The sequence below is a fragment of the Streptomyces sp. NPDC090442 genome (genome assembly GCF_044769405.1).
Lineage (GTDB): Bacteria > Actinomycetota > Actinomycetes > Streptomycetales > Streptomycetaceae > Streptomyces.
Genome location: NZ_JBIVXW010000108.1, coordinates 1 through 20,307, shown reverse-complemented (window position 1 = coordinate 20,307; position 20,307 = coordinate 1). Strand labels below are relative to the sequence as shown.

Genomic DNA, 20,307 nt, shown 5'->3' with positions numbered 1-20,307 from the left:
GTAGTGGTCACTGCGACCAAGCACTCACGATCGTGCACGGTCAACGCGACCGGCCACTTCTTCTGCGAAGCCATCACAACATCCTTGTCTGGCAGGGGAGAAGGGCCTGCCAGGAACCAACCTCCCAACAAAACACACCAGAACTAAGCAGCGACACCCTACTAGGGCGCTTCTGACGGATCTCCGCGGCGTCGCGGCGCCTGGCACGCACGCTCGCGGACACGCCATGGCGGTTGTGCACCTACCCTCGCTCCTCCCCGGCTCGCGGACAGAGCACGGGTGCGGTGACAGGGCATGAGCACGGTGCACGCCTGACCGGTCGGCGCGTCCCAGCAACCCGACAGCCCAACGGTTGCGACGGTCCAACCCGTCTGGTGTTCCGGGGCTCATGGCGTGATCGTCAGGACCTCGTCCACCGGTCGGCGCGGTGTGCTCGGGCCGTCGGGTCCGTAGCCCAGGCGCAGGATCATCTGGACGTGGCCGGCGCCGGAGCGTGGGTCGCGCAGCAGCCAGCGCAGGTCGGACCATTCCAGGGGCTGGGTGGCGAAGGAGCTGGCGAGCCCTTGACGGGTGGCGAGGAGCAGGACGCGTTGGAGTGCCTGGCCCACGCGCAGCCAGTCGGCCGGGGTGTCGTGGGTGGTGCTGAGCAAGGCCAGTTGCGGGCTCTTCTCGAAGTCGGCGTAGGGGCGTTCGGGGATCGGGCGGCGGCCGGCGAAGTCCCGCATCGGGGCCGCGCCGCCACGTTTGGCGGGACCGAAGGCGTACTCCGGGATCCCGTCCGCCGACGTTGCGGCGGAGGCGTCGCGGGTCCAACTGCGTTGTTCGACCTCGCGACCGTCGTCCATGCGGTCGTAACCCTCCGCGTTGAGGACGAGGTCGAGCACGGCCTCGCGGTGCGGGGTGGTCAGGAACGCCAGTCGCGCCCCTTCGCCGGCCGCGGCGCCGGACAGGGTCGCGCGGAGGCCGGCCGGGACGCGTCGTTCGGAGAAGGGGGCGCGGCTGGTGTGACGGGTGCGGAGCGCGTGGTGGAGCTCGGACAGGCCCACGTCCAGGGGCTCGTGCGGTTCGTCTAAGCGTAACGAGGCCAGGAGCGTGGGGGTGTGCGGGGCCGGCAGCAGCGTGGTGACGGTGCGGAGGCCGGCGTGTGCCGCGGCGGCGCGGAGGTTCAACAGGGCGGCGCCGCAGCCGAGGTGGAGCGCGCGGGTGGTGGGATCGGCCAGTGGCATCGCGCGGTCCAGGTCGGCGAAGAGCAGCACGGTGCGCGACGAGCGGGAGTATTCGAGGCGCCATGGTTGGGCGTTGTGCATCGAGGGCGCCATGGTGGCGTCGGTCACCAGCGACTTGATGGCGGTGTCGTCGAGGGTGGATTGGGTGAGCACTGGGTGCCTCCCGGGTGGTTCGGTCCGCGCCGGAGAAGCAGGGCTCGGCACGGCGGTGGTATCGGCAGGGTCCCCTCCAGGGTTGCGGGGCCTGGCCGTTGGCGTCAGGGGTCATAGGGCCCTGGCCGGGGGCTGGTCGGCCCGCGGACCGGTGGGCCGGGCGCGGGGCCGGGGCTCGACGGTTTTCGACGGACCGGCGGACGTCGTTGCGGGACTTTGAGGGGTTTCGGTGGATTCGGCGGCCGATCTGAAGCCCAAGCCTCACAGAACGCTCCCGCCGCCCTGACGTGGTGTTTTACAGTAGCTGCCGCCAGTTCCGACAAAACAGGACCTGTGAGGTACGCGCGAACATGCCGACCGAAACCTTTGAGTTTCAGGTAGAGGCCCGTCAACTGCTGCAGTTGATGATCCACTCGGTCTACTCGAACAAAGACGTCTTCTTGCGGGAGCTCGTCTCCAACGCCTCCGACGCACTGGACAAGCTGCGCCTGGAGAAGTTGAAGGACGATGCGCTCGACGCCGACGTGTCCGATCTGCACGTCGAGATCGACATCGACAAGGACGCCCGCACACTGACCGTGCGGGACAACGGTGTCGGGATGTCGTACGACGAGGTCGGCCAACTCATCGGCACGATCGCCAACTCAGGCACCGCGAAGTTCCTCCAGGAACTGCGGGAGGCCAAGGACGCGGCCGGGGAGGAGGGGCTCATCGGCCAGTTCGGCGTCGGGTTCTACTCCGGCTTCATGGTGGCGGACGAGGTCACCCTGGTGACCCGTCGGGCCGGCGAGGGCCAGGGCACCCGTTGGTCGTCGCGCGGCGAGGGCACCTACACGCTGGAGGCGGTCGACGGGGCGCCGCAGGGCACCTCGGTCACGCTCCACCTCAAGCCGGCCGACCCGGAGAACCAACTCCACGACTACACCTCCCCGTGGAAGATCAAGGAGATCATCAAGCGCTACTCGGACTTCATCACCTGGCCCATCCGGATGGCGGCCGAGGCTCCGGCCGCGACCGGCGAGGGCGACCAGGACGCCGAGGGCGGCGAGGGAGACAAGGCGCCCGAGCCCGAGACGCTCAACTCCACCAAGGCGCTGTGGGCGCGTTCGCGCGACGAGGTGTCCGAGGACGAGTACCACGAGCTGTACAAGCACATCGGCCATGACTGGCGCGAGCCGCTGGAGACGATCCGACTCCAGGCGGAGGGCACCTTCGAGTACCAGGCCCTGTTGTTCCTGCCGGCGCACGCTCCCCACGACCTCTTCACGCGGGAGTACAAGCGCGGGGTGCAGCTCTACGTCAAGCGCGTGTTCATCATGGACGACTGCGAGGCGCTGCTGCCGCCGTACCTCCGCTTCGTCAAGGGCGTCGTCGACGCGGCGGACCTCTCGCTCAACGTCTCCCGGGAGATCCTCCAGCAGGACCGTCAGATCGAGCGGATGCGGCGCCGGCTGACGAAGAAGGTGCTGTCCACCGTCAAGGAGATGATGGGCAAGGACCAGGAGCGGTACGCCACGTTCTGGCGGGAGTTCGGGGCGGTCCTCAAGGAGGGGCTGGTCACCGAGCCGGAGAACCAGGAGGCCATCCTCGCCGTCGCGTCGTTCGCGAGCACGCACGACGACACCGAGCCGACCACGCTCAAGCAGTACGTGGAGCGGATGAAGGACGGTCAGGACGTCATCTACTACCTGACCGGCGAGTCCCGGCAGGCCATCGAGAACTCCCCGCACATGGAGGCGTTCCGGGACCGGGGCATCGAGGTGCTGCTGCTCACCGACCCGGTGGACGAGGTGTGGGTCGACGCCATCGGCGAGTTCGAGGGCAAGTCGCTGCGGTCCGTCGCCAAGGGGCAGCTCGATCTCGGTAGCGAGGACGAGAAGACCTCCGGCGAGGAGCGGGAGAAGCAGGCCGACGAGTACGCCGGGCTGCTCGGCTGGATGAAGGAGCAGTTGGACGAGGACATCAAGGACGTGCGCCTGTCCTCCCGCCTCACCGTCTCCCCGGCCTGCGTCGTCTCCGACGCGAACGACCCGACGGCGGCGCTGGAGAACATGTACCGCGCGATGGGCCAGGAAGTGCCGCGCTCCAAGCGGATCCTGGAGCTCAACCCGGATCACGCGCTGGTGAAGGGCCTCAACGAGGCGTACAAGGAGCGCGAGGACCGCACGGAGCTGACCGAGACCGCCGAGTTGCTGCACGGCCTGGCGCTGCTCGCCGAGGGCGGCCAGCCGAAGGAGCCGGCGCGGTTCGTGAAGTTGATGGCGGAGCGTCTGGAGCGGGCACTGTAGCTCGTAGGCCGGCTTCGCCAGGAGCCGGCGGCCCGTCTCAGGGGCGGCCTCGGGGTCGCCCCTGAGGTGCTGAGCGGGCCGCCGGCTCGACGTCTCACGCGGGGCGCGCGCGGCGCACCGCCCGCCCCAGGAGCAGTGGAATGGTCCGGTGGTGCAGCGGGGCGGCCAGGGCCCACATCGCCCGTCCGGCACGGCCGTTGAACCGCAGATGGGTGGCCCACATCAGCCTGGCGCCTTCCACGGACACGACGTTGCGGGCGGACAGCAACGGCGAGCGCGCTCGCAAGGTCACTACGCCTGGTCCGAACTCCGCAACCGCCCACCCCAGCACGTGCGTTGGCGCGTGTCGCGGTCCCAGGCAGGCCCAGGCCGGCCCGCCAACCGGCCAGCAGGAACCACCGGAAAGCGACCGGTGCTCCCTCGCGAAGGCGGCCCGTGCCCCGTCCTCCGCTGTCCGTGATGGCAGCCCGACGGCCGACACCGCGAACGCCGACGCGTGGTGCGCGTCCGCTGACTCCCCTGGTTCCAAGGTTTCCGACGCGACGCGGTGGACGGCGGGGTCTCGCGGTGCGGACACGGGCAGGAGTCTCCGCAGCGCTCGCCAGCAACGCAGCCCAGCCGCTCGGTCATTCTGTGGGGCGTACGCGTGGACGTCCTGCCCACACCGGGGGCGCCTCGCCGCCCGCCGACGATGAAAGATCGCGAGAGAAAACGAAATCTTTCGGAACCTTTCCGACCTCTTGCGACGTTACGGTGGACGACCTGATCGATTGATGTGCGATATGACGGCCGTGCCGTCATGGGGGAAGTGAGCAGCCGATGGCCATGGTGGGCCTGTTCTGGATCGCCGAGGGCGATGTGTACGTGGGCGCGAAGCCGTTCGGCGCGACTCGCGGCGTACGCCTGACGCCCGAGGGCGTGGTGGCCCTCGGCGAAGGCCAGTCCGGCCTGTACCTGTGGGAGGACGTGCACGCGCTGACGGTGGCGGACGTCCCCGTGAAGTCCATGCTGCGGCGAGTCGGTGCGGTCACGAACATCGCGCTGCACATGGCAATGAACGTGGCCGCCATGGACGCGGCCCCGGGCCGGGCGAACGAGGCGCCTCCGACGCTGGCGGTGGGCGTGGAAACACCCGACGGTGACCACGAGTTGACGGCCTACGTGGCCGCGGCCAACGGCTACACCCAGACAGAGGTGGACCTCTCCCGGGCCCTTCTGTCCCGTCTCACGGAGGGCGCCGCGACGATGGCCACGACGCTGGCAGCGATGTCGGAGTGGGGCCGTGCCTGGGAGGACGGATCGCCGCGGAGCACGGAGCGGGAGAGGTTGTTGCGTGAGTGGGTGGGCTAACGCCCTCTTCTTGGGGCGTGTCCGACGGGGCATGCCTGATGGGGCGTGTCCGACGGGACCGCCCGCGGCGCCGGGGCCACTGCCTCCGCTGGAAGCGCCACCAGGTCGGCCCAGGTCCCACGACCGGAGCCGAGTTGGTGCGACATCGCGATGCCCCGCACAGGGAACCTCTCCACCACTCCTGCTGAGCCGTGGTGCAACCCGAGCCGTGATCACGGGATTCCCCAACCCTTCCCACCTTGCTCGGCAGTTGGCGCGGGTTGGGGTCGTCGCCGTGGCCGGCCGGCGCTGCGTCGTCCGGGTCTCCCCGCATCGTCGGTCGGCCGCCGGTGGTGGTGAGCTGATCGGCTACCGCTACCGCTTGCTGATGGAGACGTCGCCCTGGAGGGACAGGTCGTCGCCGAAGCGGCCGAGAGTCAGGTCGGTCGGGGTCACGTCGAGGTGGATCGGGTCCACGTCGATGGGGATGGCGGGGAGGCTGCCCAAGGTGAACTCGATGCCCTTCAGTGCGTCGCCGACGAGCCGTCCGAGGGTGGAGGAGAGGGCGTTGGCCACCCAGGAGGCGATGACGCTGACGATGTCGCCGTGCGGATAGATCTTGAGGTCGAAGGAACTCACGCTGTCCGTCTTGGCCTTGAGCGTGGTCCCGTCCATCGTCAGAGTGAGCGTGACGGTGGGGTCGGGCTCCAGTCCCAGGTCGAAGAACGCGTCCGTGGACCCGCCCCAGAACCAGTTGATGCCGGCGCTGCCGCTTCCGGCGACGGCGGCGTGGACCTGCACGGTCGGGATCTCGGTGTCGAGGATCTCGCACTGCACGTGGTGAATGGCGATCGTGGCCTTGTAGTAGCCGGTGCCGACCCCGAAGTCCTTGGAGTCGCCGGCGGGGAAGGTCTGACCTTCGAGGTATGCGGTGGCGGCCTCGGCGATCCTTCGGACGGTGTCCCTACCGAGTAGGGCGAAGAACGGGCTGGTCGGCCAGGCGTCCGGGAACGGTGGCTGCGGAAGACCGTGCTCGACCAGGTTCATGGCGGCCACGGCCCGCTGCGGCTGGATGACGGGGACCGGTACCGAGAGGTCCAGCAACGGGATGTGCGGCTTGGGCAGTTGGATGCCCGAGAGGACCTGGCGGGCTTGGTCCAGGACGGCGGGCAGCACGACATTGTCCAGGATCACCTTCTGAACGTGGCCGGTGTCGCTGGCCGTGGCCTTGATGGGGTCCAGGGTGAGCAGGCCGGAGGCGGACGTGCTGACCTGGACGTCCACGGTCACGGTGGCGTCCGCTGCCACCGGGTCCCCGCCGCCGGTGTCGACGGTGATGTGGACCTGGTGCAGGATGACTTGGAAGGTGCTCCCGTCCAGCGAGGTGCGCAAGGCGGCCGCGTACTCCGCCACCTCGGCCTGGGTGAACCGACCGGCGCCGCCCTCGGTGAAGCGCGCGCGTAACTCCTCCTCGGAGTACGTGGCCGGGGTGAGGTCGAAGACGGGCGCGGTCTTGACGTCCCAGGTCACCGTGACGGGGGTGCCGCCCGCGTCGTACGGCTGGGAGCCGGTGAAATACCGGGGGTACAGCTGGGAGTACACCTCCTCAGCCACCCTGTTCACGATGCCGACGTCTGCTCCGACGGCAAGGTCGTAACTCATGCTGTGGCTCCCTCTGTGGTGGGTGATGGGAATGCGCACGGGGGTTGGGAGGTGAGGGTGAGGGTGGGGACGGGATGCTCCACCCGGGGACGGGGACGGGGACGGGGACGGGGACGGGAATGGCGATGCGGACAGCGATGGAGTTGGGGGTTGGAGGTCTCGCCCGGGGACTGGGATGGGGTTCTTGCCCGAGGCCAGACAGCATCATCCGACGGACCCCACCTCCGGTGACGCTTCGTCGCCGGCGGCGGCCTCACATCATCGATCCGGTGCCACCGATCCGGCAAGACGGTCTCATACACGCACAGGCGAACGCCCCCGGATGCGGCACCGGGGCCGGTAACACCCCTGGTTTTCCCACGAGTTAGCCAGATCCATCCGTCGAATGCCTGTCCCAGACAGGGTGCGGGCCGAGGCCGACGCACCTGGTCACGGCGCGTAACCGACGGTATGCGATCCGCCCTTCACCACAACCCGCCCGCGCGGAAGGCGGCTTGTTCGGAATCGCCGGGGCGTTGCTTTGCGACAGCGCAGGCGAAGCCGTAGTCCGGCCGCCCCGCGGTGCCCTTGGATGGCGGGGTGAACGACTCACCTTTCGATCTCGCGGTCGGAGTCGGCGCCGACGCCATCAACTCCGGTCTCCAGACGGCCTATCAACAACACCGTGACGCGTTCCGGGGCAGTGCGGAGAAGACCATCGAGGGGACGGACTACACCTTCGGTTGGGACTTCCTCGTCGCCCCCTCCCTCACCCTTGCCCCGCCGGACAAGGACCTCTGGGAGAAGATGGTCAAGGCTGATGGCGTCAGCGCCCTCCCGGAATCCGGTGTGCTCCAGTTCGTCGCCGAACGGCTGCAGGTGGACTGCAAGGTGGGGGGCTCGCCACTTCCCCCGGTCTCCGGCAAGGTCTCGGTGGCCCTCCAACTCAAGCTCGACGGCGGCGGCATCACGGTCGTCCCTCTGGGCGCCTGGCTGGAGAACTGGCCGGCCAACCCGACCACCATCATCATCAAGAACCTCGTCGTCCCCACCCTCCTCGACCAAGGCGCGACCCTGCTCAAAGGGCTGAAGATCCCGGCTCAGAGCCTCTTCGGCCAGACAGTCACCCTGAACCTCGTGCGCGTGGACGTTCTCCCCACCCATCTGGTGCTCGCGTCGACCGTCAAGGTGGGGAAGCCGACGGCGCTGCGCGCCGATCCCGTGGACTGGCCCACGGACAAGCAGGTGTTCACCCTGGTCAGCAAGGGCCTGCTGACCACGCTTCTGACGGCCACGGTCAAGCAGTACGAGAACCACCAACTGGCCAAGGACGACCGGACCATCCGGTTCGTCGCCTCGGCCCGGTGGGACGCGACCTTCCGGCGGGCCAAGGACCTGACGGTCGGCACCGACCCGACCACCGCCTCGGCCGGAGTCGACATCGACTGGCACGCCGAACTCGACCTCGTTCCCATCTCCCCGGACGGCAGCGGCGGTTGTGCCCTGTCCAAGGCGGGGCACGAGTCCTGATCCGAAGCGCGCCCACGTCACCGGGCTCGTTGCCTCACGCCACCCGGTCACCCACTCGGCCACCCGTCCGGTCGCTCGCTCGGCCATTCCCCCGGCCGTTCAGTCGGGTGGTCGATCGATCAGCCAGTCGGTCGCTCAGTCGATCGCCTCGCCCAGTCACTTGGCCAACCGTTCAGGGAGAAGCACCTGCATGTCCGCCCCCATCGAGTTCGACGTCACCTACGACCCGCCTTCACCCGTGGTCACGGTCCAGGCAACCGGCCTCACGGACACCGCCCTCACCGTGAAGGTGACGGACCTCGAACTGAACAGTGTCACCTTCCATCCGCAGACGGCGCTCTCCGACATACTGGCGGGCCTGGTCAACGGCCTGGCCCTGGCGGCCCCGGGCATCGTCAAGGACAAGATCAAGGGCCTGACCCCGGACATCCCGCTCGACCAGCCGATCGGCTGTGACATCCCGATCGGGGAGGCGACGGTCCATGTCCGCCTGAAATCACCGGAGTTGGGCACCCACGACGACATGCTCATGATCAGCGGGACCGCAGACGTCTCCTGACCCGCCCTCGCCATCCATCGGCCCGACTCACGACAGGAGACGACCGTGAGCTCCCCGCACCCCGACGCCCAGGCCCTGTATCTCGCCGACACCCCCGGCTATCCGCTCGCCCGCACCGTGCGGATGCCGGACACCGTCGACTACCCCACCGGCTCCCTCAGCGTCCGTTTCGGCGCGCTCCAAGTCCACGCCGAGGGACGGCCGGAAGCCGTCGACGGGCAGCAGGGCACATACCGCATCCCGGCGCTCGTCCTCACCGGCCGGTACGCGCTCGACGCCCGTCCCGACGCGATCCGCGACCTCGACACCGCCGGCAACCTGCGCCCGCTCTCCGAGGAGGCCAGGCAGCCCACCCTCCCGGCCGCCAGTCGCGCGCCCGCCCCGCACGACCCGCCGGACCCGGACACCCTTGAGAAGTGGCGCGACCGCGCCGACCGGCACCGCGACAAACTGATGCAGAGCGAGAACGGGCAGCAGTTGCTCGTCCAGTACGGGCAGCACAACGAGAGCTACTACGCCGCGTTCGACGATCCGGACGACACCTACGGGCTCAGGCAGGTGTGGAGCGAGGGCGGCGTCACCCGGCGGGCGTCGGAGCACACCTACACCGCCACGGACCCGGGGACGTCGCTCAACGCCCCGCCCACGATCAATGACTGGCGTGACCCGGACACCGACGTCACGTACAACAAGCACGCGTTCAGGCAGCAGAACAACGTCGCCACCACCCTCACCTTCATGGCGGAGGACGCGACGGATCCCGACCAGAGGCAGAAGTACACCGATGCCGCCAAGGCAGCGCAGAGCTTCGCCAAGACAGTCCAGAGCGACGCGGGCCAAACGGAGGTGGCCGGGCCCCCGATGTCCCAACAGGACGTCTACGCGGCCATCGACCGGCACTCCGGCGAGCTGCCGACCACCTCGGACGAGGAACTCGCCCGCTACACCGCGTTGGCGCAGGGCACGTACGCCCTGGCGGCGGAGGACGAACCCGAGGACTGGCTGCCGCTCTCGGACGAACAGCGCGCCGGCATCCGGGAGTTCGGCAAGGGCGTCTACCGCCGCAAGGCAGATCGGCAGCCACCGGCGACCGACACGCTGCACATCGGCGACTGCTCCGCACGCCTCGCCGAGGTACGCATCACCGTGGACCCTGTCCGCCCGAACGCCACCGTGACGCTGCCCGAGCTCACCCTGCACATCGACGACGAGAGCTGGCAGGGCCCGGTCGGTGAGGTGGCGCGGGAGCGGCTCCGGACGATGGGGTTCGTCCAGGAGTTGCTCCGCGACGCGCTGGCGGAGACCGTGCGGCACGCGGCCCTCACCGGCATCGCGGGCTATGCGCCGCCCCGAGACGGGCGGTCCTGACCGGTGCTCACCCTCGATGCGAGCGCTCCCGTCGAGAGCGCCAGCCCGGACATCTGGGACGGACTGCTGGCCGACGACCTACCGCACTTCGAGACCATCCTCGACGAGGCGCTCGCCCCGCAGCAGGGCTACCTCAGCGCCACCGAGCACGCCCTCTACCGGCAGGGGAAACGGCTCCGGCCGGTCGTACTGCTGCTCGCCGCCCGCACGGTTTCCGGCTCCGCGCCGCTCCCCCGCAAGGTGCTGCAAGGAGCCGTGTCCCTGGAGATGCTGCATGTGGCGACGTTGATCCACGACGACGTCATCGACGACTCGGCGCTTCGGCGCGGGCTGCCGTCGGTCAACGCCGCGCGGGGCAGGGAGGCAGCCGTGCTCGTCGGCGACCTCCAGTTCGTCCAGGCCATCCGTGGTTTCGTGCGGACCATCGACCGGGACCGGGACATGGCGCTGATCGAGCTGGTCCTGGACACCGCGTTCCAGATCGGCTGCGGCGAACTGGACGAGTTGCAGACCGACTTGAGCCAGGAACCGGCGCGCCTGGTGCAGCACTACTGGCGGACCGCCGACCGCAAGACCGCCGTCCTCTTCGGCCTGGCCGCCGAGGCCGGTGTCACGCTCACCGGCGGGCGCACCGGTGATGCCCGCCGCGCCGGCTTCGTCGGGCGCCGGCTCGGGCGGGCCCTCCAAGTCATGGACGACCTCTTCGACCTGGCCCAGGACGCGTCCGGCTCCGGCAAGCCGCAGGGCATGGACCTGCTGCGCCGCCGTGCCTCGCTCCCCTTGGTGTACGCGATGGAGGAGTTGGGGCCACGGCACCGGGTGAGCCGCGTGATGCGCGGGGAGCCCCTGGACGCCGCGGGCCTGGAGCGCTGCGTCGCCGAGGTGCGGGGCACCACCGGCTTCGCCCGCGCCTACGCCGACGCACGCACCCAGGCACTGGAGGCGATCGAGCTGCTGCGTCCCTTCCCGGCGAACCGCTACCGCCACGCCCTGGAGGACCTGGCGCTGCACATCGTCGACCGGAGGCCCTGACCGGGCTGCGGCCCGCCCCCTACGGGCCCGCCACCGTCACTCCGTACCGCCCCGAGGAGGAACACCGCCATGACCGGAGCCGTGGTCAACTTCGTCTACGCCACCATGGAGAAGCGGATCAACAACCCGGACAGCCCGTACTGGCTGCCGAAGGTCCTGGAGAAGATCCAGACACCGGACGGGCACACGCTGTCGCCCTTGAAGGTGGCCGAGTGGACGCTCGGGGCGCTCCCGGAGGGGGAGATCGCCGGCACCATCGCCGATGCCTGGTGGCTGTTCGTGCGCAGGGCCTTCAAGAAGGCGAAGGACGCCGGTGTGCCCGATCTGCCGCCCAACCTCAACGCGTTCATCAGCCAACCGGACCGTGCGGCCCAGTACCCCGCGCTGACGCTGACCGGCCTCACCATCGCCGGCCTGCCGAACGCGTCCGTAGGCGACCTGACGGGCCTCACCCCCACCGAGAACGGCTATCACGGCACCATCCGGGTCACGGCGGCCGCCTACGACTCGCACGGCTATCAGCCGCAGATCACGATCGACGGGGAGTACCAGCTCGTCCAGCACGTCGTCGTGATCGACGCCCCTCGGGCGGCCGATCTCAAGCCGCCGACGAGCGTCGCGCTCAAGGGCCTGGACGCGTACGGGGTGGAGTGGCCGTCCCAGGCGATCGAGGGGCGTGGGAAGTTCCTGTTCGCCGTCAAGAACCTGGCGTTCGATGTGCAGGTCGGCATCGAGGCGGCGGGTGCCGGGGCCGGGCGCACGGCGAAGGCGACCGTGGAGCACGTCACCGTCGCCACCCAGCCGGAGTTCACGCTCGATCCGGATCATCTGACGATCGAGGGTGACACGGTCACCGAGGACACCAAGAAGGTCTGGATGACCTCGGCGGTCATGGCCTTCAACAGCCCCGACGCGGCCGCGGCGCTCACCGACAGGCTCGGTGACGCCCTGAACGCGGAGGACTTCCGCACCCAGTTCTCCGGCGCGGTGAGCGACCAGCTCGCCAAGGCGCTCGACGGCGCCCTCGGCACCGGCCCGCTCCCGGCCGACGGCGGCAAACCCCCGTCGGGCGAAGGCCCGTTGGAGGTCTACCTCTTCGACCGGGTGCGGGCCTCGGTCAACGACACGGGCTCCGGCTTCTACCCGCCGACCGTGGTCCGCTCGTCCACCGATCCGGAGCTCGACCCGCTGTCGATCGACTCCATCGACCTCGGAGAGCAGCAACTACTCGGCCAACCCGTCCACTTCACCCTCAACAAGGTCAAGATCAGCGGCATCGCCGACGTGCTCATCCCGACGGAGGACGCCTCGTTGGTGGCCGAGGGCGTCGAGGCGACCCTCCGGCTCGGCCGGATCTCCGGGACACCGATCGTCATCGCCGCCGACGTCGTGGTGACCTTCGTGAAGAGCGGGGACAAGATCGACGGCACCATGAACACCACCGTGCAACAACCTTCCGTGGCCCTCGGGTTGTCCTTCGACGGCCCCGACGCGGACCACCTCACCATCGGCCTGCGCTCGCTCGCCGTCGACGTCGATCCGAACCACCTCGACATCAAGGTGCACGTGGACGGCCTTCCCGACGACGCACTCCACAAGATCCTCAACACCTCGCAGGTCAAGGACGCCTTCGTCAAGGGCGTCCAGGACGGCGCCGACCAGCGCCGGGACGACATCGCCAAGGCCCTTACGGACAACGCCCGCAAGGTGATCGCCGAGAAGCTGACGGGCTGACCGTCGCGCGGGAGCGGACCCGGACGCCAGGCGTCCCGTGCGACCGCTCCCGCATATTCCGCTGCCGTACGACCGCCCGTCCCCGCCCGCCCGGAAGGCCCCCGTATGCGGTTCACCGATCTCCAAGCACTCCTCGACCGGCACACCACCGGCGACACCCTCACCCTCGCGGGCTCCGACCTCGGCCACGGCCCGGCCGCCGCGCTGGTCACCACCTGGCTCGACGACAAGACCCTCACGATCGGCGCGCTCCAGCGCACGGACCACCCGGACACCGACACCATCGTCGTCGACGGCGAACTCCACGCGCTGGGCATCACCGGCGCCCGGCTCACCGGCATCGAATTCGGCCTCGACCCGGTCGACCAGGATCCCACCCTCTTCATCCCCCTGACGACACCGGCGGGTTGGACGTTCGCCACCTCGTTCCCCGACACCGAGGGCAGCGACCTGGCCGGCCTCACCTTCGGCGACCGCCGGCCCGAGCTCCTGCTCACCTCGGCGCCCCGCCCCGCCCGCGACGGTCGCCCCGTCCTCGACCGGGGCCTCACGTTCCACGCCCCCGAGGTCCAGGACCCGGCGCCCCTCGGCCCCTTGGTCGCGCTGGTCCGCCGCCCGCCCGCGCCCCTCTCGCTCACCGGTCGCGTCCAGCGCCGCTCCGTCGGCGCGGCGGTCGTGACGGACCTCGCGCTGCGCTCCATACCGGAGTCGCCGCAGGGGTTCGGGGGCGACTTCTTCCTGTGGGCCGGCTCCCGGGGCGACGCCCCACCGCTGACCTACGGCCTCCGTCTGGCCGCCGACCTCGCGTTGGCGCGGGGCGTCGGCGCGACCGTCAGCGCCCCGGTCCCCGCGTCCGGCAACGAGATCGTGCTCACCGTGGACGCGCTGCCCGGCGACGTCGGCACGGACGCCCTCGCGGAGTGGTACGGAACCGGCGCGGCCGTACACCAACTGACCACGGCCGGCTTCACTCTCGGGGACGCCGTCCGGCTCACCGAACTCAGCGCCACCATCGACGTGGCGAAGGTCGGCACGGGTCCGGACAAGGGACTGGCCAAGGCCCTGACCGCGATCAGCGTCACGGCCGCCGCGAAGCCCGCGGTCTCCTGGCCGATCGTCGGCGACGACCTCGCCGTGACGGGCGTCGGCGCCCATCTCACCGTCACCACACCGCTCCAGAAGAGCCGCTCCGCCACCGTCACCGGATACGGGGACTTCACCGTGGCCGGCGCGGTCGCCCTGCACGCCTCCGCGGCCATTCCACCCGGCCGCTTCGAACTCACCCTGGACGAGCGGACTCCGGCCCAACTCAAGGACGTCCTCCGGCACTTCGTCTCGGGCACCGACCTCTCCGGCGTACCCGACCTGACGCTGCGGAAGTTCCACGGCACGGCCGCCCCGACGCAGGGCGAGTACGGACTGTCGGCCACCGTCACCACGGAGTGGCACCTCGACATCGGAGCGTCCCGCCTCCAACTCACCGAGACCTCACTGGAGTTGGATCGCAAGAAGGAGGAAGGGGAGAAAGGAGAGAAGAAGGGGCGCCGGAGTGTCTGGAAGACCTGGCGCAACCCTCCGCCCGAGGCGGTGGAGTCCCAGGCCCTCACCGCCGCCCTCACCACCGGCACCCTCGCCGCGAAGGCAACGCTCGGCCCGGCCGCCGGCGGCAACGACGGCATCCTCTTCGACGCCGCCTGGCACCTCCCTGGAACCTTCGAAATCGGCGGCACCTTCCCCAAGATCGACCTCACCGCCCTCATCGACGCGCTCGCCTGCCACGCCGACGTGCCGCTGCCAGGCGGCCTGCCCGCGGTCGAGTTGAGCGATTCGACGGTGAAGCTGCGCCTCGGCGGGGCCGAGGTGGGCGAGGTCGCCAACGGCCAGGGCTATGAGCTCGCGGTCGCCAGCACGGTCGCGTTCGCCGGGGCCCACGCCCTGACCCTGGTCGGGAAGGCGGCCAGGGGGGGCTCCGGCACCCTGTTCGCCGCCGCGTTCTGGCAGCAGGACTGGGCCTGGTCACCGAACCAGATCCCGGGCTGGTCCGAGGCCCTCGGCATTCTCGGCGACATCACCTTCACCAAGTCCGGTCTGGCCGTCTGCTCCGCCGACGGCGTGGCCCTGGACGCCGCCTCTCCCCCGGACACCCTCCCCGCCACCCTGGACAAGGGCCTCACCTTCTTCACCGAGATCGGCTTCACCGGGCCGTTGGAGCCGCTGAGGGCCCTGTTCGACGGCGTCGCCACCGGCGTCCACCTCCAGGCGGTCCTGACCTCGCCGGTGAAGGACTCGGTGTTCAAGGCATCCATAGCCGAACAGAAGCTACGCCCCGGCTTCGGCGGCCTGGAGGTGGAGATCAAACCGGCCCTCCCCAGCATCACGTTGTCGACCTCCTGGAACTTCACCGTCCCGGCGATGGGTTCGGCGCCGGAGTCCCTGCTCCAGTTCGTGGCCGGCGGAACGGTCTCCAGGCAAGGCTTCTCACTCCATCTCACGCTCAAGCCCGCCGCCCCCGCCCTGGGCACGATCGCCGGCCAACTCGCCCCGGGGCAGTACGCCTTCGCGCTGGAGAAGCCGGGTCGTACGGCGCTCCCGGCCGTCCCGCTGACCGCCCCCGACGGACGGATCGTGCACGACGCGACCCGCCACCTGACCCCCGAGGCCGCCGCCCCACAGCCCGGACCCGCATGGAAGAACGCCTTCGGCATCGAGGGTTTCGACGTCGAGGCGTTCTGGGCCCAGATCGGCGGTGGGACGAGTGGGCTCACCCTGGGCATGGGGGGCTCCATCCGGGTCGGCGAGGTCCACCTTGAGCTGGACATCGTCGGCGGACTGGAACCGGAGCCCTTCGTCACGGTGTTCCGCTTCGCCCTCACCACCCCCGACCAGGGCAAGGGCGTCTCCGTCCGGGACATTTTGGCCATCGTCGTCACTCCCCCGCCCGCACTCGACTTCCTCAAGACGATCGTGCTGCACGAGCTGATGTTCTGCGCCGTGACGGCCCCCGGCGGGTGGGACAGCCCGCTGGGCGAGCACTGGGAGCAGGGCTACTACGGCAAGGGCAACATCGACTTCTTCGGCAACAACTGGCGCTTCGAGGTCGGCGTGGGCAACGACGGCATCTATGCGAGCAGCGTCGTCGCCCAACCCCTCACCCTCGGCGGGGTGTTCACCTTCTCGAACCACGACGGTTCCAAGGGTCCTCAATACCTCCTCGACACCCGAGGCATCAAGGAAGGCCACCTGCCGGAGAAGATCTTCTCCCTCTCCGGCAAGATCGACCTCCTGGGGATCACCTCCGTCGCCGTCGAGGCCCAACTCGGCGACAAGGGCTTCGCGTTCACCCTCGAAGCGCACCTCCTGGACATCCTGACGACCGAGCTGAGCTGCACCCTGAACACCGACAGCGGCCTGCACGCCAGCGCGAACGTCGGCCTGGACTTCAGGGTCGACATCCCCAGGGGTGTCCTGCTCGGCGGCATCCCCATCCCCGGCGGCACCCTGGTCGACATCCGGGCACACGGCGGCTTCGACCTGAAGATCGACGGCAACGGTGCACAACTGCACCTGGCGGCCGGCTGCGACGCCCACCTCGCCGGCGTCCACCTGGTCGACTTCGACCTCAACATCACCATCGGCATCCGTTCCTGGGGCGACATCGTCGGCTACCTCCAGGACCACCCGGAGGAACTGTTCGCGGCCCTGGGCTCCGGCATCTGGGACGCGATGAAGGACTGCGCAACGACCAGGGCGGCGGAACTCACCTGAGGTGACGCCCAGTTCACCCGCGCCCGTTCGCCGCCGTCCGCCATACGTTGCTCATCGTCGAAGCCCAGGCAGTGAAGGTCCACGCCGACCCGCGGATCGTCATCCCGATGTCCGCGCCGAGTTGGACGCTATTCGGCCAGCGGAAGCGGCGGCAGTGGCAGCGGCAACCCCGGCAGGCCGTCGATGCTGGACGCGATGTGCTCCTTCTTGTGGAAGTAGACGTCGAATGACTCATCGGACTCGCGCGCGAAGCGTGACGCGTGCAGCGGGCGGTCCTCGTCGTAGGTCATGAACGGGACCGCGTATCCGCAGGTGTCGCGGATCCTCTCAGCGGTCACGACGATGACGGCGCGCAGGCCGTGCAGGGTCGGGTCGATGTCCGGGAAGTAGCCCATCAGCTCCTTCCACCGCGCATCGTCACGGAAGACCGGCTCTCCGCGGCCGTGCACACGCACGATGTTGGGCGGGCCGTCGAAGGCGCACCACATCAGGGTGATGCGGCCGTTCTCGCGCAGGTGGGCGATCGTCTCGGCGTTGCTACCGGCGAAATCGAGGTAGGCCACGGTGAGTTCGTCGAGCACGGCGAACGAGCCGTTCAACCCTTTGGGAGAAAGGTTGACCGTGCCCCTGCCGTCCAGCGGGGCCGTCGCGGTGAAAAAGATGTGCTGCGCCTCGATGAAGGCGCGCAGTCTGCCCTCTATTCGGTCGTAACTCTTTCCCATATTTCGATTATGGCAGGCCGTTGGGCCCTCTCAAGAGGCAGTTCGGCTCGCGGGGACCGTTCCGTTGCCGGCCGCGGAGGTGCCGTGGTCGGAATCCTTGCGCAGTCCTTACGCAACCCTCGCTGCAAGGCGTGGTGTTGTGGGTAAGGGCAGAGTGCGGGCGGGCGGGGGCGTTCCCGTTGGTTGCCGGGTTGCCGCGTGCCTGCCGAGACAGCGCCGGGGCGCCCGTGTCGACAGACCTCTGTCTTCTGTCACCCGCCTCGACCGCCGGCCTCACCTCACCATGGCGGAACATCGGCCGGGGCAACGCCCCTTGACAGAGAGACAGCGCATGACGGTCTACGAGCACCTGCCGCACCCACACATCGCTTCGCGGGACGCCCAGGGCCCGGTGAAGGTCACCGACCAGCTCCCGGTGGGCAATGCGGTCACCCGGTTCAACACGAGGATCGCGATCCTGATCACCCGGGCCGTCGGCAGCATGTGGTGTGCCTACGCGTTTGCGTTGTTCGACCTGATCAGCCTCCCGGACGCGATCAGGGGCGGGGCGTCGGCCATCGTGTCCTGGGTGGCGCAGACGTTCCTGCAGTTGGTGCTGTTGTCCGTCATCATGGTCGGCCAGAACGTGCAGGCCGCCGCGGCGGACAAGCGTGCCGCGGCGACCTTCCACGATGCGAGCGCGACCCTCCATGAGGTGGCGCACATGCAGGCCCATCTCGCCGCGCAGGACGCCCTGTTGAGCAGGATCGCCGAGCGGGTCGGCGTGGAACCCCTGCCGGTCGACGGAACGTCTTCGGGCGGCGCGGCAGGCGAGGTGAACGGGGTGCCGGGGCAGGCCGCAGGTGACTGAACCGGGTGTGTCCTCACGTCTTCGGCTTCGGGTACGTCGTCGGTTTCGGCTAGGGGACCGTCAAGGCTTGGTCAACAAGTTGCGTTGATGTGCAAGTATCAGGCAGGCTTGTGGACGTTTGAAGAAGGCACCTCGTTCGGTGAGGCGTCTGCACGGACACAGGCCACTGACCCCACGACGTCGAGAGACGCCCAGGTTCAGGACAGGTCTCCCCGACCTAAGGGGTGACCCCAAGTGGCTTCCCCCGTACGGGGATTACGCCGTGCAGTGCCAAAGCTCTGACGAGTAGGGGTGAACCGGCCGTGCGGGCCGGTCCGCTCGCTGCCGAGTCGTACGGCGCGCTCGCGCGCCCCGGCCGGAAGGAGGCGAGAAACATGGACGGCAGTAGTTGCAGTAGTTGCGATGGTTGCGGCGGTCCGGGGCACAGTAGGTCGTTTTCCCGTATGACTTTCTCTGCCTCCGGTATGCGGTAACCACTCCTCCTCCCGACGCGTTCGCGAACACTCTTCGCCAGACACCCGTGCGGCTTTCGCCGTCCCGGGTGGTCGGGCTGCGCGCTCGCGGGGCGGGCAGCTTCCGCGCGCCCGCCACCTCTCTCCCAGACCAGGCACGTGGCGGGGTCTCGCCATGGCCTTCGCCACCACTACCCCGATCCGAGGGAAGCAGTCATGAACCTCCTGAACCTCCACCACCGACCGGTCCGCCACACCCTGCTGGCCCGGACTTCCAACCTGCGCCGACGCCACACGACCGTTGCGCGCCCGCTGTCGTCCCCGCACGAGTCCGTGGATCTACCCAAGGCGCCGGTCCACCGCATCCGCGGCCTCGTCGTCGACTGCGAGACCCGGCGGGTTGCGGTCGGCGGGCAGCAACTGAAGCTCACCTGCATGGAGTTCGAGCTGCTGGCCCATCTGGTGGCCAACCGGCGCCGGGTCTACAGCCGTGAGCAGTTGATGGCGCTGGTGTGGCAGCAGACCGCCGTGGGGGACATGCGCACGGTCGACGTTCACATCGCCCGCCTGCGCCGGAAACTGGGCCCCGGACATCGGGCGCTGATCCGCACCGTGCGGCAGGTCGGCTACGCCTTCGAGCCGTCGGCCACGGCCGGGCCCCGCCCCTGACCGTCGGTCACGAGCAAGACCCCTGATGAAGGAAGCCCGACGACCGGCTCGTTGGGCTTCGCCGTCCCGTAACGCTGAGCATGCAAGGGATACCCACCGTCATGCGATTCCTGCCCCGTACCCTCCTCAAGCAGACCAAGCGCCGCGGCACCGAGGCGACGGCCGTCCGGCCCCGCGAGCTGGTCACCCTCCACGTCCACTGCGACCAGGGCGCCGAAACCCAGGTGCGCGCGCTGTGCGTGCTGGCCCTGAGCCGGCCCGGTGCGCGCGTCGAGGCCGTGCGCGTCGACCCGTCCGACGCGTTCACCACCCACCTGCAGATGTTGGTCACCCTGGACGGCGCGGAGACGGGCCTGCTGGACCGGCTCGTCGACATGCTCTCCGGTATGCCGCCCGTGCGCGACCTGCACTGGCACCGGGACCGGCACGACGGTCCGCGCGCCCTCACCTCCGCCATGGGAAGGGGGTTGTCCGATGCATGCGCTCACTGAGTCCGACATCGTCGCTCTTCCGGCGCGCACGACGGCCACGGAGCTCACGGTCGCCGAAATCACGGCCGTGACGGCGCTGTTGAAGGCGGTGGCCGGTCCCATCCGGCTGCGGTTGCTGCAGGCGCTGGCCGATGACCAGGAGCTTGCCGTCGGGGAGCTCACGGAATGCGTCGGCGCTCCCTACGCGGCCGTCTCCCAGCACCTCGGTCGCCTGCGGGCCGCGGGCCTGGTCGGGGTCCGTCGCAGCGGCCACCGCGTGCTCTACCGCACCACCAACCCGCACCTCCCGTCGCTGCTCGCCGCCGCCCGGCACCTGGCGGCCCGTCCGGCACCGGCGCGGCCGGGCGGCGCGGTTGAGCAGGGGGCGGAACGACGGCACACGTAGGTGCATACGGCAGTGAGGCGGTCGGGGGCGCGGGGGGGGGGGCCCGCCCGGGGGGCCCCCCCCCGCCCCGGGGGGGGGGGGGGGGGGGGGGGGGTGTTTTGGGGGGTGTTTTT

The 20,307-nt window shown here is 69.6% G+C and carries 16 protein-coding genes and 1 riboswitch; of the genes, 12 read left to right on the top strand and 4 right to left on the bottom strand.

The genetic code is table 11. From position 1 onward, the window contains the following. Positions 1-386: 386 nt before the first annotated feature. Complete coding sequence (locus ACIQU6_RS41240; protein ID WP_403487256.1) at positions 387-1,379, bottom strand: Acg family FMN-binding oxidoreductase; 993 nt, start codon at positions 1,377-1,379, stop codon at positions 387-389. Positions 1,380-1,729: 350 nt separating this feature from the next. Between ACIQU6_RS41240 and htpG the strand changes: the two genes are divergently transcribed. Beyond that, positions 1,730-3,667, top strand: a complete 1,938-nt coding sequence (gene htpG / locus ACIQU6_RS41235; RefSeq protein WP_403487254.1) for a molecular chaperone HtpG — start codon at positions 1,730-1,732, stop codon at positions 3,665-3,667. A 94-nt stretch (positions 3,668-3,761) separates the two neighbouring features. Here htpG and ACIQU6_RS41230 read toward each other — a convergent pair whose 3' ends face one another. Then, complete coding sequence (locus tag ACIQU6_RS41230) at positions 3,762-3,908, bottom strand: hypothetical protein (RefSeq protein ID WP_403487252.1); 147 nt, start codon at positions 3,906-3,908, stop codon at positions 3,762-3,764. 578 nt (positions 3,909-4,486) lie between these two features. On the opposite strand from ACIQU6_RS41230, the gene ACIQU6_RS41225 reads away from it, so the two are divergent. Then, the gene (locus ACIQU6_RS41225) at positions 4,487-5,017 is read left to right on the top strand and encodes a hypothetical protein (RefSeq protein ID WP_403487250.1); all 531 of its coding nucleotides are present in this window, start codon (positions 4,487-4,489) and stop codon (positions 5,015-5,017) included. Between the two features lie 354 nt (positions 5,018-5,371). Here the strand turns inward: ACIQU6_RS41225 and ACIQU6_RS41220 are convergent, their stop codons facing one another. Next, positions 5,372-6,658 carry a hypothetical protein gene (locus ACIQU6_RS41220; protein WP_403487248.1) on the bottom strand — a complete coding sequence of 429 codons (1,287 nt, stop codon included), beginning with the start codon at positions 6,656-6,658 and terminating at the stop codon, positions 5,372-5,374. Positions 6,659-7,237: 579 nt separating this feature from the next. On the opposite strand from ACIQU6_RS41220, the gene ACIQU6_RS41215 reads away from it, so the two are divergent. The 6 genes from ACIQU6_RS41215 to ACIQU6_RS41190 all read left to right on the top strand — a co-directional run bounded on the left by ACIQU6_RS41215 (position 7,238) and on the right by ACIQU6_RS41190 (position 16,625). After that, entirely contained in the window at positions 7,238-8,167 is a 930-nt protein-coding gene (locus ACIQU6_RS41215; protein ID WP_403487246.1) for a hypothetical protein, read from the top strand. A 190-nt stretch (positions 8,168-8,357) separates the two neighbouring features. Continuing rightward, entirely contained in the window at positions 8,358-8,726 is a 369-nt protein-coding gene (locus tag ACIQU6_RS41210) for a hypothetical protein (protein WP_403487244.1), read from the top strand. Between the two features lie 45 nt (positions 8,727-8,771). Continuing rightward, complete coding sequence (locus ACIQU6_RS41205; RefSeq protein ID WP_403487242.1) at positions 8,772-10,094, top strand: hypothetical protein; 1,323 nt, start codon at positions 8,772-8,774, stop codon at positions 10,092-10,094. A gap of 3 nt (positions 10,095-10,097) precedes the next feature. Continuing rightward, a complete protein-coding gene (locus tag ACIQU6_RS41200) occupies positions 10,098-11,126 on the top strand; it encodes a polyprenyl synthetase family protein (protein ID WP_403487240.1) in 1,029 nt (342 codons plus the stop codon). Positions 11,127-11,195: 69 nt separating this feature from the next. Then, the gene (locus tag ACIQU6_RS41195) at positions 11,196-12,860 is read left to right on the top strand and encodes a hypothetical protein (RefSeq protein ID WP_403487238.1); all 1,665 of its coding nucleotides are present in this window, start codon (positions 11,196-11,198) and stop codon (positions 12,858-12,860) included. Between the two features lie 105 nt (positions 12,861-12,965). Then, complete coding sequence (locus ACIQU6_RS41190) at positions 12,966-16,625, top strand: hypothetical protein (protein WP_403487236.1); 3,660 nt, start codon at positions 12,966-12,968, stop codon at positions 16,623-16,625. 128 nt (positions 16,626-16,753) lie between these two features. Here ACIQU6_RS41190 and ACIQU6_RS41185 read toward each other — a convergent pair whose 3' ends face one another. Next, positions 16,754-17,347 carry a pyridoxamine 5'-phosphate oxidase family protein gene (locus tag ACIQU6_RS41185; RefSeq protein ID WP_403487234.1) on the bottom strand — a complete coding sequence of 198 codons (594 nt, stop codon included), beginning with the start codon at positions 17,345-17,347 and terminating at the stop codon, positions 16,754-16,756. Between the two features lie 331 nt (positions 17,348-17,678). Between ACIQU6_RS41185 and ACIQU6_RS41180 the strand changes: the two genes are divergently transcribed. The 4 genes from ACIQU6_RS41180 (at position 17,679) to ACIQU6_RS41165 (ending at position 20,194) form a co-directional block, all read left to right on the top strand. Further along, a complete protein-coding gene (locus tag ACIQU6_RS41180) occupies positions 17,679-18,197 on the top strand; it encodes a hypothetical protein (RefSeq protein ID WP_403487232.1) in 519 nt (172 codons plus the stop codon). A gap of 124 nt (positions 18,198-18,321) precedes the next feature. Further along, positions 18,322-18,495, top strand: a riboswitch (M-box (ykoK) riboswitch). A 370-nt stretch (positions 18,496-18,865) separates the two neighbouring features. After that, positions 18,866-19,318, top strand: a complete 453-nt coding sequence (locus ACIQU6_RS41175) for a winged helix-turn-helix domain-containing protein (RefSeq protein ID WP_403487230.1) — start codon at positions 18,866-18,868, stop codon at positions 19,316-19,318. Positions 19,319-19,419: 101 nt separating this feature from the next. Further along, positions 19,420-19,809 carry a hypothetical protein gene (locus tag ACIQU6_RS41170; RefSeq protein ID WP_403487228.1) on the top strand — a complete coding sequence of 130 codons (390 nt, stop codon included), beginning with the start codon at positions 19,420-19,422 and terminating at the stop codon, positions 19,807-19,809. After that, positions 19,793-20,194, top strand: a complete 402-nt coding sequence (locus ACIQU6_RS41165; protein WP_403487226.1) for an ArsR/SmtB family transcription factor — start codon at positions 19,793-19,795, stop codon at positions 20,192-20,194. The genes ACIQU6_RS41170 and ACIQU6_RS41165 overlap by 17 nt, the downstream gene beginning before the upstream one ends. Positions 20,195-20,307 lie beyond the last annotated feature (113 nt).